Origin of the sequence: Pseudoalteromonas sp. SG43-5 (assembly GCF_014164345.1) — a bacterium.
Taxonomy (GTDB): domain Bacteria; phylum Pseudomonadota; class Gammaproteobacteria; order Enterobacterales; family Alteromonadaceae; genus Pseudoalteromonas; species Pseudoalteromonas distincta.
Genome location: NZ_JACJFA010000001.1, coordinates 145,068 through 161,384 on the forward strand (window position 1 = coordinate 145,068; position 16,317 = coordinate 161,384).

12 protein-coding genes and 6 tRNA genes are annotated in these 16,317 nt (G+C 37.9%); 9 read left to right on the forward strand and 9 right to left on the reverse strand.

Annotated elements, in window-relative coordinates:
* From H5161_RS00615 to H5161_RS00640, 6 genes are all read right to left on the reverse strand, one after another.
* A tRNA-Thr gene (locus H5161_RS00615) sits at window positions 1-76 on the reverse strand.
* A 102-nt stretch (window positions 77-178) separates the two neighbouring features.
* A tRNA-Phe gene (locus H5161_RS00620) sits at window positions 179-254 on the reverse strand.
* A 132-nt stretch (window positions 255-386) separates the two neighbouring features.
* Window positions 387-462: transfer RNA gene (locus H5161_RS00625), tRNA-Thr, on the reverse strand.
* 57 nt (window positions 463-519) lie between these two features.
* Window positions 520-595, reverse strand: a tRNA-Phe gene (locus tag H5161_RS00630).
* A 51-nt stretch (window positions 596-646) separates the two neighbouring features.
* Window positions 647-722, reverse strand: a tRNA-Thr gene (locus H5161_RS00635).
* 71 nt (window positions 723-793) lie between these two features.
* A tRNA-Phe gene (locus H5161_RS00640) sits at window positions 794-869 on the reverse strand.
* A 331-nt stretch (window positions 870-1,200) separates the two neighbouring features.
* Here H5161_RS00640 and H5161_RS00645 point away from each other — a divergent pair.
* Window positions 1,201-3,954, forward strand: a complete 2,754-nt coding sequence (locus H5161_RS00645; protein ID WP_182768505.1) for a hybrid sensor histidine kinase/response regulator — start codon at window positions 1,201-1,203, stop codon at window positions 3,952-3,954.
* 70 nt (window positions 3,955-4,024) lie between these two features.
* Here the strand turns inward: H5161_RS00645 and H5161_RS00650 are convergent, their stop codons facing one another.
* Entirely contained in the window at window positions 4,025-4,297 is a 273-nt protein-coding gene (locus H5161_RS00650) for an oxidative damage protection protein (protein WP_002962543.1), read from the reverse strand.
* Between the two features lie 35 nt (window positions 4,298-4,332).
* Entirely contained in the window at window positions 4,333-5,394 is a 1,062-nt protein-coding gene (gene mutY, locus H5161_RS00655; RefSeq protein ID WP_182768506.1) for an A/G-specific adenine glycosylase, read from the reverse strand.
* Between the two features lie 161 nt (window positions 5,395-5,555).
* On the opposite strand from mutY, the gene trmB reads away from it, so the two are divergent.
* The 4 genes from trmB (at window position 5,556) to arcA (ending at window position 10,341) form a co-directional block, all read left to right on the forward strand.
* Entirely contained in the window at window positions 5,556-6,281 is a 726-nt protein-coding gene (trmB, locus tag H5161_RS00660; protein ID WP_007582957.1) for a tRNA (guanosine(46)-N7)-methyltransferase TrmB, read from the forward strand.
* A gap of 62 nt (window positions 6,282-6,343) precedes the next feature.
* Window positions 6,344-7,369 carry a 16S rRNA (guanine(1207)-N(2))-methyltransferase RsmC gene (rsmC, locus tag H5161_RS00665; RefSeq protein WP_024605357.1) on the forward strand — a complete coding sequence of 342 codons (1,026 nt, stop codon included), beginning with the start codon at window positions 6,344-6,346 and terminating at the stop codon, window positions 7,367-7,369.
* 151 nt (window positions 7,370-7,520) lie between these two features.
* Window positions 7,521-9,125, forward strand: a complete 1,605-nt coding sequence (locus H5161_RS00670; RefSeq protein ID WP_182671521.1) for a sensor histidine kinase — start codon at window positions 7,521-7,523, stop codon at window positions 9,123-9,125.
* Window positions 9,126-9,624: 499 nt separating this feature from the next.
* Window positions 9,625-10,341 carry a two-component system response regulator ArcA gene (arcA, locus tag H5161_RS00675; protein ID WP_002962549.1) on the forward strand — a complete coding sequence of 239 codons (717 nt, stop codon included), beginning with the start codon at window positions 9,625-9,627 and terminating at the stop codon, window positions 10,339-10,341.
* Window positions 10,342-10,357: 16 nt separating this feature from the next.
* Here the strand turns inward: arcA and arcB are convergent, their stop codons facing one another.
* A complete protein-coding gene (gene arcB, locus H5161_RS00680) occupies window positions 10,358-12,676 on the reverse strand; it encodes an aerobic respiration two-component sensor histidine kinase ArcB (protein WP_182768507.1) in 2,319 nt (772 codons plus the stop codon).
* Between the two features lie 231 nt (window positions 12,677-12,907).
* Between arcB and folE2 the strand changes: the two genes are divergently transcribed.
* The 4 genes from folE2 (at window position 12,908) to H5161_RS00700 (ending at window position 16,315) form a co-directional block, all read left to right on the forward strand.
* The gene (gene folE2, locus H5161_RS00685; RefSeq protein ID WP_002962551.1) at window positions 12,908-13,828 is read left to right on the forward strand and encodes a GTP cyclohydrolase FolE2; all 921 of its coding nucleotides are present in this window, start codon (window positions 12,908-12,910) and stop codon (window positions 13,826-13,828) included.
* A 115-nt stretch (window positions 13,829-13,943) separates the two neighbouring features.
* Window positions 13,944-14,540 carry a DUF2726 domain-containing protein gene (locus H5161_RS00690; RefSeq protein ID WP_002962552.1) on the forward strand — a complete coding sequence of 199 codons (597 nt, stop codon included), beginning with the start codon at window positions 13,944-13,946 and terminating at the stop codon, window positions 14,538-14,540.
* 122 nt (window positions 14,541-14,662) lie between these two features.
* Complete coding sequence (mtnN, locus tag H5161_RS00695; RefSeq protein WP_024597687.1) at window positions 14,663-15,370, forward strand: 5'-methylthioadenosine/S-adenosylhomocysteine nucleosidase; 708 nt, start codon at window positions 14,663-14,665, stop codon at window positions 15,368-15,370.
* Complete coding sequence (locus H5161_RS00700) at window positions 15,371-16,315, forward strand: regulatory signaling modulator protein AmpE (RefSeq protein WP_182768508.1); 945 nt, start codon at window positions 15,371-15,373, stop codon at window positions 16,313-16,315.
* The last annotated feature ends 2 nt before the right edge of the window (window positions 16,316-16,317 follow it).

Here is a 16,317-nt window from a genome sequence, read left to right on the forward strand (position 1 = left end):
TGGTGCCGACTAACCGAGTCGAACGGTTGACCTACTGATTACAAGTCAGTTGCTCTACCAGCTGAGCTAAGTCGGCACACAAAACTGTGTGCTAAGGCACGTTCAATTTTAAAGATTGAGAACTTTTATAAAGCACTTAAAATAAAAAAACCTTGCATAAGCAAGGCTTTTCAATAAATGGTGCCTCGACGCGGAATCGAACCACGGACACGAGGATTTTCAATCCTCTGCTCTACCGACTGAGCTATCGAGGCACATAAACTGTGCTAGTTACAGATTAACGAAATTAACCTTTAACTTAATAAATGGTGCCGACTAACCGAGTCGACGGGTAATTTGAACAGACTACTGATTACAGTTTTTCTTTTCAAACTACTTTAAATAAATGGTGCCGACTAACCGAGTCGAACGGTTGACCTACTGATTACAAGTCAGTTGCTCTACCAGCTGAGCTAAGTCGGCACACAAAACTGTGTGCTAAGGCACGTTCAATTTTAAAGATTGAGAACTTAAAGTAAATGGTGCCTCGACGCGGAATCGAACCACGGACACGAGGATTTTCAATCCTCTGCTCTACCGACTGAGCTATCGAGGCACATAAACTGTGCTAATTAATTGTGATACTTTACAATTAACTTTATATAAATGGTGCCGACTAACCGAGTCGAACGGTTGACCTACTGATTACAAGTCAGTTGCTCTACCAGCTGAGCTAAGTCGGCACACAAAACTGTGTGCTAAGGCACGCGTAATAATGTTTAAACTGTTGATTAAACACCACTACTTTAATAAATGGTGCCTCGACCCGGAATCGAACCAGGGACACGAGGATTTTCAATCCTCTGCTCTACCAACTGAGCTATCGAGGCACTTAAACAGTGCTAATTAAAAATCTTAAAAGATTTTCAATGCAATTCCCACTCATCTCTACCGACTGAGCTATCTGGGCGTGCGGCGTATTAAACGAGTTTTGCCCTTACAAGTCAACTTTTTTTTTATTCTTTATAACTGTTTGAACGGTTTTCAGACAACTCAGTGTGTTTTTTATTAATAACGTTCATTTTTACCACAAATCGAACTATAAATATAAATAAATCAGACTAAAACCGTAGTGAATTATTTTTTGTAAATGTTACGATTAGCTTAGATACGTACGATAGGGACTTATCGTAGTAAAATCACATCAATTGGAAACAATCAATGCAGAGTAAATTTTCATCGCCAGTCAAAGGCTTATTACCTCTTTTTTTAATCATAAATATTGCAGTAACAGCGCTTGCTATTATTGCCCACTCATTTTATTCACAAACTGAAGTTAAGACAGCCCAACCTGCATCATCTGTTAATATTGTAACGCTTGCCGATAGATTAGACTTACCTATGGTTGATGCATTAACTATGTATGGTCAAGGTAAAGTAAGGCAGTTACTTGATTTAACGTCGTTATTAGATGATGACTTTGAATATACTCTATATCGCTTCAATGCTACATCAGATACTCAGTTGGTATATAGCAGCAGTAAACCTGCTATCGCTTCAATTAAAACTGAAAAGCATCTAGTAGAAGAAGGCATCCTACATCACTTACTGCTGTTAAACGATCAACCTATTGGCGAGCTTATTATTAAGCAAAACCTACCAACCGCTCCTTTAAGCGCTCAAAACTCTCAAGTTATTGCCTACATTATTGCGATAGCAAGCGTAGCTGCATTATTTATATTTACTTTAATGTTTAATATGTACATTAATAGTCGCTTACGAAAAAGTACTGACACTCTTACACAAGAGCTGCAGGCAATCACCGAAAATGCTAATTACAATAGTAGTGTTGATGAGCAGCTTGATATTGGTTTAGGTGTAGTGGCAAAAAACATTAACTTACTGCTACAAAAAGTACAGACTGCGATGAGTGAGAATGACGCCGCACAAAAAGAGCTTTATAAATTACAAAATGGCCTAGAAGCCGAAGTGCAAAATCGTACTATAGCGCTTGAGCAAGCCACATTAAAAGCAGAGCGAGCAAGCGAAACCAAAACGACCTTTTTAGCCACAATGAGCCACGAAATAAGAACACCGATGAATGGTGTTATAGGCACTATTGATTTACTGCGCCAGACCGAACTTGATGGCGCTCAACATCGTTTAAGTACAATTATTCGTGAATCAGCATTTTCTTTATTGAGCATTTTAGATGATATCTTAGATTTTTCTAAAATTGAAGCTGGAAAGCTAAATATTGACCCGATCCCATTTTCGGTAACCGATACCATTGAAGAAGTTGCTCGAGTGCTCTCATCAGTTGCTAAAAAACGTGAGCTTGATTTAGAACTAGCAATAGCACCAGATATTCCAGTCAACCTTACCGGTGATAGTGTGCGTGTACGTCAGGTGCTTTATAACCTATGTAGCAACGCAATTAAATTCACTAGCACTGATGAAAAAACCCAAGGCCATGTAAAAATATCAGTAGAGGTGGTTCATAATACCACTGATCACTTTACCTTACGCTTTTGCGTCACTGATAACGGTAAAGGCATGTCGCAGGCGCAATTACGCGAAATATTTAATCCATTTATTCAAGCCGAAAACTCAATTACCCGAGAATATGGTGGCACCGGTTTAGGTCTTTCTATTTGTAAAAGCTTAACTGAGCTTATGCTAGGTACTATTCATGTAACTAGTCATACCGGAATTGGCAGTGAATTTACAGTAGAGCTGCCCTTTAGCACATCGGGTAAAATTAAGTACGCACATAAAGGTGCATTAAATGGTAAGCAAATTGTTGTAGTTAGTAATCACCTAGAACGTGAAAAAACAATGTACCGTTATTTATCGTTCATGGGCGCTAAAATAATTTATGCACACACAGAAGAAGAAATTGAAGAGCACCAGCATTCACAAGATATTATTTGGGTGGCTGATGGCATAGACAATATGGATAAAACTAATGCGCTGCTAAGACGTTTATTTTATTCATTAGAGGACTATAACCAACAAGTTGTTGTACTAAGTAAGCTTGATGAAGCAGCTATAAATCATAAAAACATTTTTTATATTAATGCTTCTCCTCTATGTAAATCTAACTTTATGCTTTCTATATTGGTGGCTGCAGGGTTACATACACCTAAGCAAATTAAAAAAACCAAAACACTTAATAACTATTTAAATGTTGAGCAGGCACGTAATTCAAACAAATTGGTTCTACTTGTTGAAGATAACCTTCTAAACCAACAAGTCCTCACCGATCAACTACATATACTGGGCTTTGGCGTTGAAATAGCGAACAACGGTGAAGAAGGCCTAGATATGTGGAGAAAAGGTGATTACTCACTTATTTTAACCGACTTACACATGCCTAAAATGTCGGGTTACGATATGGTCGAAAAAATCCGTAATGAAGCAGAGCTATTAGAATCGATTGATGCACAGCCTTACATTATTGCAGTAACAGCAAACGCACTTAAAGGCGAAAAAGAGCGCTGTTTAGCAGTAGGTATTAACGACTTCATTACCAAACCTATAGAGCTAAACGCGTTAGAAGAAACTCTAAAACGTTGGAGCGATAAACAAAGCCAAAACCCAAATGTAGTTATTCATCAAACTATGGCACTACCTATTGATATGGAAGCTGTTGCTAAATATGTAAACGGTGATAACGCTAAGCAAATTCGTTTTTTCAAAATGTATTTAGAACAAAGCCAAGGCTTAATTAAGAGTATTAATTCCGGCGTTATGGTTAACGATTTAAATGAGATTATTGAAGGGTGTCATCAATTAAAATCGATCTCCAAGACAATTGGTGCCCAAACGGTGGCAGAACTTTCAAGTGCATTTGAAGATAAATGTAAAGAAGGTGAACTCACAACCGATGAATTAATAGAGTTAAGAGATAAGCTGGAAATTGAATACTCTAAAGCTGCTCAATTTTTAAAGGAACAAATTAAAATATCTTAGCAAGAAGATGAGTTAAATGAATAAATAAACATAAAAAAAGGGCTTAATAGCCCTTTTTTTATTTAAAACATTACTTTTCAGGCGGTCGATAACCTTCAATTTCTACATCTTTATTTTCAAACAAAAAACCAACCATTTGCTCTTCTAAAAATGTGCGGTGTTCTGGGTCCATCATATTTAAATGCTTTTCGTTAATAAGCATTGTTTGTTTATGTTGCCACTGAGCCCACGCTTCTTTAGAGATGTTATTAAAAATCTTTTCACCAATTTCACCAGGGTATAACTGAAAGCCAAGCCCTTCGGCTTCTTTTTGTAACTTTTGACAAAATACTGTACGTGCCATGATTGATTCTCTCTAACGCTAAATATGGGGCTATTCTATACTATTGCTGTAATTTGTTTAACCAACTTTTTAGTTGGTGCTGCTAGGCCAACCTCTATTGATTGATCAAGCGGATACCAGATTAATTGCTTATCGTTTACCACATCAGGAGTTTTCTTAACATTGAGCACATGCGGGTTAATCCTCAGCTCAAAATGTGAAAACACATGAATAAACGCTTCAAGCTCTACTAAGTCGGCTTCTAGGCCTTGCTGAGCTAAAAACATTTGAAGCTCTTCGTACTCATAAAATTCAAAAAAGCCAAACAATCCGCCCCAAATACCGCTGTTAGGACGTTTTTCCATAAGCACTTTATCACCACACTGAATAATTAACTGATGACAACTCTTTTTAGGAACTGCTTTTTTAGGTTTTGAATGTGGAAACTCTTTTACTTTACCTGTATTAAAAGCACCACAGCCTGAGTTTAATGGGCAAGCCTCGCAATCAAACCGGCTGCGTGAGCAAACACTAGACCCTAAATCCATCATAGCTTGATTAAACTCAGTAACATTATCTTTAGGCGTTAACTGCTCTGATAAATGCCAAAGCTGGTTTTCGACTTTTTTAACGCCGTACCAGCCCTCAATCATAAAATAGCGCGCTAAAACTCGCTTCACGTTCCCATCTAAAATAGGGTGATGCTGTCCAAGCGACAATGATAAAACAGCCCCTGCAGTAGAGCGCCCTATTCCAGGTAAATCCATTACTTCCTCAAGTGTTTTCGGAAACTCACCTTGGTATTTGTCACGCACTATTTTAGCTGTTTTGTGTAAGTTACGCGCACGAGCGTAATACCCTAAGCCGGTCCAGTGATGCAGTACTAAGTCTTCATCCGCATCAGCTAAAGCGATAATATCTGGAAAGCTTTGCATAAACTTTTCAAAGTATGGAATAACAGTAATAACTTGGGTTTGCTGCAGCATCACTTCAGACACCCACACTTTATAAGGTGTTTTACCTAGCTGCCACGGGAGTGTTTTACGCCCATGAAGGTGATACCAATCAACAACTTGATTAGAAAACCAGTGTGACTGTTCTTTATTTAAATCCAACATTTTTAACTTTTACTGATGCCCAATGGCGGCTCAGTCTATTGCAGTTAACAAAAAGATCAAGCTATACGGGGTGTAAAACCAGCTAATACTTGTGATTGCGGCCTCGGTCAGGGATAATATGCAACCATTTTTAAACACATTGTTTTTGTCAGGCCAATAATATGAGTGAATCAAGCAACACTAACCTTGAGCAAGCTAAGCAAGAAGGTAAATACATCCGCACCATTCGCAGTTTTGTAAAACGCGAAGGTCGATTAACCAAAGGCCAAGCCGCTGCAATCGAAAAATGCTGGCCAACAATGGGCCTAGAGCATAAAAACGGTATGCTTGATTTAAGCGAAGTTTTTGGTAACAACAACGATGTAGTAGTAGAAATTGGTTTTGGTATGGGTAAGTCGCTTGTCGAAATGGCAACAAATGCCCCTCACCTAAACTTTATCGGTATTGAAGTACACCGCCCAGGCGTTGGTGCTTGTTTAATGGATGCCGATGAAGCAGGCATTACCAACTTACGTATTTTTGAACACGATGCAGTTGAAGTACTTGCAGATTGCATACCTAATGAAAGCTTAACAACACTACAACTATTTTTCCCTGACCCTTGGCATAAAAAGCGTCACCACAAACGCCGTATTGTACAAACTGAGTTTGTTGAAAAGCTAAGAGCCCAACTTAAAATGGGTGGCGTTTTTCATATGGCAACAGACTGGGAAAACTATGCAGAGCACATGCTCGAAGTAATGAACGTAGCTCCTGGTTTTAAAAACCAATCAGAAACAAATGATTATGTTCCACGTCCAGATTTACGCCCGCTTACTAAGTTTGAGCAGCGCGGACACCGCCTAGGTCATGGCGTGTGGGATTTAATGTTTGAGCGCACAGAATAATTAAATTTAATTACTCACTTTTACTTTTATAAAACTAAATATACTGTAAGGCAAAGCCATTTATGAGCGTACTAACCAACCCAAGTTTACTGTTACTTCGTAATAGCGAGGCACTAACGGGAAAATCTATCTTGGTGGTCAACTTTGTTCAAGATGGCTTTTTAACAGAGCTTAAAAGACTTAATCCGCAAAGCAAAGTAACTGCGTTTAGCTACAACCATGCTAACGGAGAGTTTGCTAAAAACACCAAAGATGTTGATGTTCATGTAAGCCACACAATACCTGGTAACGACTACGATTTAGTTATTCTTTACTACCCTAAATCAAAACCAGAGTTATTAATGGCACTTGATAATATTCGATCTGCCATTACTGATGATGCCGAACTATTAGTAGTAGGTGAAAACAAAAGTGGTGTTAAGTCAATTGAAAAGCAATTAGCTGGTAAAGCTGAGTTTAGTAACAAGATTGATTCAGCTAAGCACTGCGTTCTTTACTCATTTGCTGAAATTTCTAAGCACCCTCACTTTGATATTACGACTTACCATAAAAAGTTTGTTGTTAATGTTGCCGACACTGAATTTACAGCTATTAGTGTTCCTGGAGTGTTTAATCACGGTAGTTTAGATATAGGAACGAAAGTTCTACTGGAAAACGCACCGACAATTAAGCAAGGCAAAGTTCTCGACTTTGGTTGTGGCGCTGGTTTAATAGCAACTTTTTTAGGGCTTCATAATCCAGCACTTGAGTTTGTGTGTAGTGATGTAAGTGCGCTGGCAACTTATGCAACACAGCAAACCCTAAAGCTTAACAACATCAATGGTGAGGCTATATTAAGTGACGGCCTTAAAAGCATTAATGGCAAGTTTGATTTAATTATTAGCAATCCACCTTTTCATACTGGTATTGCAACCGACTACACAGTAGCAGAAACATTTTTAGCTAATGCAAAACAGCATTTAACTAAATTAGGGAAGCTAAATATTGTTGCTAACAGCTTTTTAAAGTACCCGCCTATTTTAGAAACTCAGTTTGAAAGCTATCAAACTGTATTTAAGAACAATAAATTTGCTGTATATAGCAGCTAATTTAAACTTGTAAAATGATTGAGCACAAACGTGCTCAAGCTAACTTTCGAATAAATATAAGAATTAATTTAGTTTTTTTCCTTCATTTTTCCACGTCTTTGCTAAACTAAAACTCTAAATAATTAAATTTAACTCAGGCGATAATGAAATAATGCCTAAAAAAGTTCATCAAAGTAGCATTCGAAAAGCACTCATTAATTTGATCATGCTTATTACAGCGATTTGCTTATCGTTATCTATTTCTATCTCTACGTATTTAAGCGTGAAAGAACAAAAGCAATTAATAGTTAATAAGCTTGTTATTCTTTCTGAAATTGTAGCTTTTGATGCTGGGCAATCGGTAATTGAAGATGATCGTAAAACAGAAGAAAAACGCCTCAAGTCATTTGAAAAGATCCCTCTTGTAAAAAACATACATATTTACTCAATAGAAAAAGCATCCCAAAAGCCTGTTTTCTTTATTAGTTTTAATGCTAAAAAAACACCTCCTGTGCCACTGAGAATAGACAGTGTAGAAGAGCTAAAAACACCACGAATTACCAGTGACCATATTGAGCTAACCCGCCCTATTTACGATAACGAACAAGTAGTAGGTTATGTGTATATGCGAGGAAGCCTCGAGAGTTTAGAGGTTTATATTGAGAGAAAAATATTAATAGACGTGTTATTAACATTATTAATTCTGGCGGTTGTTTACTTTATTGCTATTAAAGTTCAACGACGTATAGCTAAGCCAATAGAGCAATTAAGCATGTTATTGCAGGATGTGTCTAAAAATCATAACTACGATGCACGCGCACCAGTAACTGATGTAAAAGAAATAAGTGCTCTTTCAAATAGTTTAAATATCATGCTTACGCGTACAAAAAAACAACTTGAACGCCACGAAAAAGATAAGCAAGAAATCAAACAACTAAACCTAAGCCTTGAAGAAAAAGTAAACCAACGAACAATCGCCCTTAGAGAGGCAAATCAAGAGCTTTTATCAACTCTTGAGCGGATGCATCAATACCAAACACAAATTGTTGAAAACGAAAAAATGGCATCTTTAGGGCAAATGGTTGCAGGTGTTGCCCATGAAGTTAACACACCAATAGGGCTAGGTATTACCGGTTCTACGTTACTTAGAGATAAACTAGCAGACATACAGCAAAGCTTTGATGACAAAAAACTGACCTCAAGCCATCTAAAACGCTTTATAGATGAAGGTATTGAAAACTTAGATTTAATTTACCGCAACTTAAATCGTGCAGCTGACCTTATATCTAACTTTAAAAAAGTAGCGGTTATTCAAGATGACGGTGTAAATACCTATATTAATGTGCACAAATTAATAAGTGATGTTTTAACGTCGATTCAATCTGAATTATTGCCCAAAAAGCCTGTTGTCACTATCAACTGTCCGACCGACTTGGCTATTCATAGTAAATCTGAACCTCTACAACAAGTTTTTCAGCAGTTACTTATGAACTCTGTAATTCATGGATTTATAGGTAAAGAAAACAATGAAATTCGCTTTGACGTAGAACTCGTCGGGAAAAAATTAACAATCGTTTATTCTGACAATGGTCAGGGCGTTGACAAAAATATTAAAAATAGAATTTTTGACCCATTTGTAACTTCAAAGCGCGGGCAAGGTGCAAGTGGCTTAGGCATGCACTTAGTTTATAACCTAGTAACACAAGCACTTGGCGGAAGAGTGATGTTTGATCTTGAAGAAAAACGCGGTGCTCGCTTTATAATTACTATTCCTTAAATAAAGATCATTAAAAAGTGCATATATTTAAAATTTATCCTTGAATTAGCATTTAATGACCTCATTAATGAGGCATGTGATAAGTGCGTAACATTATTTAATTGCTTTAAATAAATATTACCAAGCGATTTATGAACTTTTTTATCTTTGCTGTATCACATACATTGATGAAAGGTTAAAAGGTTAAAAAGTGATATAGTTTTGCTTTGAATTAGTCTGATTATTTTAAGTACCTTATTTAATTGAATGATATGTCAATTATCAAAGGAAAATGGCTTCGACTTTATGATTCAAATAGCTACATCCATGTATATATCAATTAAACAGTAGTTTTTGCACTGCCCTTTTTTAGTAGACTTTGGACACCCTACTGTTTTATTTTTATCCAATTTGTTTTTTCCTTGTTAACAAATGGGTATAATCCTATAATCTCTAGTAATCGGTTATAAATTAGTCACCGATTTTTTATAAATAATATATTCCAAAAGGTTAATTAATAATGCAAACGCCAGTCATTCTAATCGTAGAAGATGAAGACGTAACTCGACTGAACCTAGTTAGTTTATTTGAAGCTGAAGGGTACAAAGTTATTGAAGCCATTGATGGCGATGATATGCATGACAAGCTTACAAATAACGATGACGTTAATCTTGTAGTTATGGATATCAACCTTCCTGGTAAAAACGGTCTTATTTTAGCCCGTGAATTACGCCAAAAGCGTAAAGTAGGTCTTATATTCCTAACTGGTCGTGACAACGATGTTGACCGTATTTTAGGTCTTGAAATTGGCGCAGATGACTACGTTACTAAACCGTTCAACCCGCGTGAATTAACTATCAGAGCTCGCAACCTTATTACTCGTACTGCCTTAGGTGGTGAAGAGTCAGCTCTAGAAACAAATGGTGTTATTACGTTTAATGGTTGGGAACTTGATGAAAACAGCCGTTGTCTTACTTCTCCAAATGGCGACGCTAAGCGTTTACCTAAAGGTGAGTACAGAGCACTTCGTTTAATGCTTGATTCTCCAGGTCGCATTTTCAGCCGTGAGCAATTAATTAAGCATATGACAGGCCGTGAGCTTCGCGCAAATGACCGTACTGTTGACGTTACTATTCGTCGCATTCGTAAGCATTTTGAAAGTGATAACTCAACGTCTGAGTTAATCAGCACCATCCATGGTGAAGGTTACCGTTTCATTGGTAAAATTGACGCTTAATTAGAGCTAATTAGTTTCACTCTAATTGCTGTAAAAATAAATGAAGGGCTTTTTGTCCTTCATTTATTTTATCTGCCAGAATATCTAACCACTGCTTTAACACCTCATCAGATTCATCAATCGCACCATGTTCCATTATTTTGGCATGAAGCTGCACATCATTAAGACCTACTGAGCCAGCCGCACCTTTGAGTTTATGCGCTACTGATTCATACTCTTCTCTATCACCAGTATTTAATGAAGTAAGTAACTCTTGCTGATATTGTGGACTTAGCTTTTCGAATAGCTGACTACTGCGGCTAAACACAACTAAGCCCATCGAATTGACAAAGTCTTCTATTGTTTCCATATCTAATAAGTGTGCATCAATGCCTTTAAGGGCTTCTTCACTTACTTTTAACAGCGGCTCTGTGCATTCACTTTGCTTAATTCCAAATAAATCAGCCAGCATTTTATCAAGCTTCACCGTGTTAATTGGTTTAGCAAGCGCCCCTTGTATTGATATGCCTTCAAGCTCTTCCTCAGCACTACGAACATTGGCCGTAAGTGCCACGATAGGTAATTTATCAAAATGACTATCTGAGCGTATTTGCTTGGCAACTACGTCACCATTTATATCAGGCAATTGCATATCAAGTAATACTAAATCTAAGTCATCTTCAGTTTCGACAAACGAGAGTGCATCTTCACCGGTTTCAGCCCACAACACCTCATGCCCGCGTTGCTCTAATAAGTTTGTAGCAATTTCGGCGTTAAGAGGTACATCTTCTACTAGTAAAATATACAAACCACGACCAACATAACTTTGCTCTGTTGGTGCTACACATAAACTAAGCGGTATTTGAACTGTAAAGCAACTTCCTTCGCCCTCAGTACTATTTACTGTAATTATCCCTTTCATCGCACTTACAAGTGCCTTAGTTACAGCCAAACCAATACCGGAACCTATTGCGTTAGTCCCTTTTAAATCTGGCGCTTTGTAATACATATCAAATATATGAGCAAGCTGCTCTGGCGGAATACCTTGGCCGGTATCCGATACTTTCATAACTAACCATGGGCCTTCAACTCTGTTTTCTCGGCTACATTCAAGTGTTACCTTTCCTTGCTGTGTAAACTTAACGGCATTATTAATTAAGTTCCAAACAACTTGGCGTAAGCGAGTTGGGTCGAGCTGTGCGTAAATATCCAGCACCCCATTGCGCTTAATATCAAACTCTAGCTCTTTTTGCTCCGCGATTAAGCCCGCAAAGTTAACAACGTCATTTATAAAGTCTGATACGTTAATAGAGTTGGTCACTATATCGAGCTGATCTCTATCTATTTTGTCTAAATCAATAATATCGTTAAAAATATTGCCGAGCGTTTCAGCACTCGAAAATATAGTATTACCCCAACTACGCTGCTGTTTGTTTAAGTCAGTATCAAGCAGCATTCGTGTTAAACCAACAATACCATTGAGCGGTGTACGTAGTTCATGGCTTAATGTGGCAATAAACTTACCTTTGTCTTTATAGGCCGTTTCGAGCGCTTGAGCGGCCTCCTTACGACTTGTGATATCACGACCAAAGCCCAGTAGACCAATGTAATCACCTTCATCATTTATAAAAGGTAATTTACGCAGCTCAAACCAACGCGTTTCGCCATTTACCTCATAACCCACATCAATGGTTAGTGCTTTATGGCTTTGCTCTACTTCTTTATCGGTTTTCAAAACTTCAGATAAAAACTGACTAGGGAATATTTGCTCAACCGTTTTGCCAATTAGTTCGCTACTTGATTTGCCCATTACTTCTTCAAACATTTTATTACAACCAGCAAACACGCCATTGTTATCGCGGTAATAAAATAAATCAGGAGATGAATCAACTATTGAGCGCTGCAGCATGCTTTGTTGAGCAAGTTCTTGTTGTGTTTTTTTACGCTCAGCAATTTCTCGTCGTAGTTCTTCAATAGCGCGGTGCTTGGCATGAAATGCCATTTTACGCTCATCAATTTCGATGTTTAGACGGTTAATGTTATCTTTTAGGGTTTGATTTAAAAGCTTTTCTTGCTTGGTGGCGCTATCTAAATAAGCATATGAGGCATCTAGTTGTCGAATTGAATTAAGCAACACACTTATTATTAAAGGAGACACTACAGCCGTAAAAAATACCACGGCTAAAATATCAACAAGGTGTAATTCGCCTATCGCCACATAATAAAACATGCTCGATAAAATAAGAGATACAGTTAAAAATAAAGTGTAACAAATAGCAGCGGTTTTAAATTCACCAAATCGCGTTATTGAGCTGGAAAGTACCCGAGCCCAAGGGCTCAAAGAATAATCGGTCATACGTAATTTTATCTCTTAGCTGTGTACTTAATATAAAGAAGGCAATGCGTATGTATAAACATACCATTTTCCCAGATTTTAGCATTTTTCTCCTACCACTACTCACGTTGTGCGATAAAAACAGAATTTTTCATGTTTGATTTAGCTCATCTATTAAACTCATCATTTCAGCAATAAATTATTTAGTGTAAAATGCCCCGCTTTATTATCCCCAAAATACGAGTAGCGCACATGCAAACCAATATGCCAGATATAGCAGACACTGCACCCGCTTTACAAACAGGTAAATTAGACTGGGTTGGCATGGGCGAAATAGAACTGCCATTTATTTTTGAATCCCGAGACTTATCTCCAGTTACAGTAAACGCCAAAGCGCGTGCATTTGTAAATTTACATAAAGAAGATGCCAAAGGCATTCATATGTCACGTCTATTTTTGGCACTTGATCTGCTTTCAACCGAGCAGCAAGTCAATCCGCAAACGATAGCGCAGGCACTCGATACCTTTATAACTAGCCACGAAGGGCTGAGCGATAAAGCACAAATTGAATTTAAATTTGAATTACCGCTACGCCGTAAGTCACTATTAAGTGGTAAAGCGGGCTGGAAAAGCTACCCAGTTGTACTTACCAGTACAATTGAAAATAACGTTATTAGCTACGAGCTAACCGTAGATGTTACTTATTCTTCAACGTGCCCATGCTCTGCTGCACTTGCGCGCCAGCTTATACAAAACGCGTTTAACGAAAAGTTTAACCAAGAAACGTTAAGCCAAAAAGATGTGCACGAATGGCTAGGCACTACACAAGGCATTGTAGCTACTCCCCACTCGCAGCGCTCTATTGCCAACGTAAAAGTAAAGCTTGATAGCAACATTCAAGAATTTGACGTAGTTACGCTAATTAACACTCTTGAAGCTGAGCTTAAAACACCAGTACAAGCGGCAGTAAAACGTGAAGATGAGCAAGAATTTGCCCGTTTGAATGGTCAAAACCTTATGTTTTGTGAAGATGCAGCGCGTAAAATTAAAGCATTGCTAGAGGCAAACAATTACAGTGATTATTGGCTGCAAATAAACCACTATGAATCACTGCATGCACACGATGCTGTAGCTATTGCAGTAAAAGGTATTAAAGGAGGCTACAAAGCTTAATCGCTGTGTAGCTATTGCTTGTAAACCAGTCGGTAATTATTTTATAACCCATATTTTTTAGGCACGTAAATTGCTTTGTTTGAGCAGTGTCAATTTGTTGTTATGGAGTTACCGTATGGAATTCGCTTTATTATTAATCCTAGTATTAGTTGTCGGGGCCTCTGTTGTTGCGTCAAAGTTTAATGACGATGGCGGAAACCCGTATCCTTTTACTCGCAAGCAAACTGTTTTTACGCAGGTTGAAGGCGCTTTTTTAAATCTTCTCGAGCGTGCTGTTGGCGATCAATATAAAATTGTTAGTCGCGTTAAGTTAATCGACGTTATTGACTGTAAGCAAGGCCTTTCAGTAAAGTCTAAACGTGCTGCTTTAGCTAAAGCTAAAAATAAGCAACTCGACTTTGTATTAATCGATAAAGAAAAACTAACAATCATTGCTGCTGTTGACCTAGTTAACAATGCCAACAAAGATGGCCACAAAGCTCAACGCGACTGGTTTGTAAACGGTGCACTAGAGTCTGCGGGCATTCCACATATTCGTATGAAAGTTAAATCGGGCTACCGCCCTTCTGAAGTACGCGATGCAATTATGTTTAAACTTGGTAAGCCTGCAGCAACACAAACTCAGCGCCCTGTTCGTAATCGCTCACATAAGCCAGCGGTACTTTCACCTTCTCAAGCTAAAGCGCAAACCACCGCGTTAGCTGAAATTTAAAAAACGAATTAAATACTCTCCTAAAAAGTATTTAAAGCGAGCTCATAAACAAGCTCGCTTTTTTGTTTTTTATTGTTAACTTCACGTATAATCAAGTGATTCAAACTCAGGAATTAAACTTTATGAATGTTGGTATTATTGGCGCAATGGAGCCAGAAGTTAAAATTTTACGTGAAGCTATGCAAAACCCACAAATTTTAACTAAAGCAGGTTTCACTTTTTATACTGGCGAGTTGGCTGGTAACACGGTGACACTTGTTCAATCTGGTATTGGTAAAGTCGCATCAACTATTGCAACTACCTTACTTATCGATAACTTCAAACCTGATTGCATAATTAACACAGGCTCAGCCGGTGGATTCGATCCTTCTCTTAGTGTTGGCGATGTCGTAATTTCGTCAGAAGTACGTCACCACGATGTAGACGTAACTGCTTTTGGCTACGAAATTGGCCAAGTACCACAAATGCCGGCAGGCTTTGCAGCACACCCTAAATTAGTTGAAGCAGCACAGCAAACTATCGAACAAATCAGTGATGTTAAAACACTCGTTGGCTTAATTTGTACTGGTGACACATTTATGTGTGACCCTATACGCATTGATAAAGCACGTAGTGATTTTCCTACAATGCTTGCTGTTGAAATGGAAGGCGCTTCAATTGCACAAACGTGTTTTACGCTAAACACACCATTTGTTGTAATTCGCTCAATGTCTGATATTGCTGGTAAAGAGTCACCACAATCATTTGAAGAATACCTAGAAACAGCATCAATCAACTCATCTAAAATGGTTGTTGCACTTTTAGAAAAGCTTACAGCAGTATCTCTGTAAATGCTTAGCAATATTGTTCAAAATCACTTGGACTTTATTGCCTTTATACTAGCGCTCCTTGCTGAGCGCTTTATTCCCCTTATTAGCTGGTATCATCCTAATACCGCGTTAAATGCTGTTTTTAGTGCTATTGGCAAACGTATATACAAAAGCAAAGAACCTAAAAGCTATCAATATTTGGCAGCTATACTCGCAAGCTCACTTATTTTAAGTGTTATTCTCATTATTATAGTGTTACTACTCGAGTTTGCTTTTTACCCTGAATTACTCGCAGGTCTTATTTTATATTTATGCCTAGAAAGTAAGAGCATTGATAAAAAAGCACTTCGCATTGCAAAGCTAACTAAACAAAATCAAAAATCCACAGCGCGCGAATTACTAAAGCCACTGCTTGCCCGTGAAGTTAATAGACTTTCATCTGCTGGTATTATCAAAGCATTAATTGAAAGCTTAATACTGCGCACCGCTCGATACTATTTCGTAGTCATATTTATATTTTTAGCATTTGGCCCTATAGCTGCCCTTGCCTATCGGTTACTTACCTTAATACAACAAGCCTGGCGTAGTGATATCCCCCCAAATAGTTACTTTTTAAAGCCGCTTAAAACACTCTTGTTTATTATTGAATATATTCCCATGCGCTTACTCGCTTTAACTATTGCAGCAAGTCGAGCAAGCAAACAAAGCATGCATTATATAAAGCATTATGGCAGGCATTTTTATCAAACAAATACAGGCTGGCTCTTAAGCACATGTTCTGCATCGCTTGGCGTGCAGCTGGGCGGGCCTGCAGTTTATTTAGGTACTCGCTTTAATAAAATGCGTATTGGTACTGATAGACTACCTACACCCGAGGATGTACCTGTAATAATTAATAGGTTAAATCAGGCCCGTGTATTTTGGTTGTTAGTAATAGCCAGCATTGAAATATTAAAATTGATTTAAAG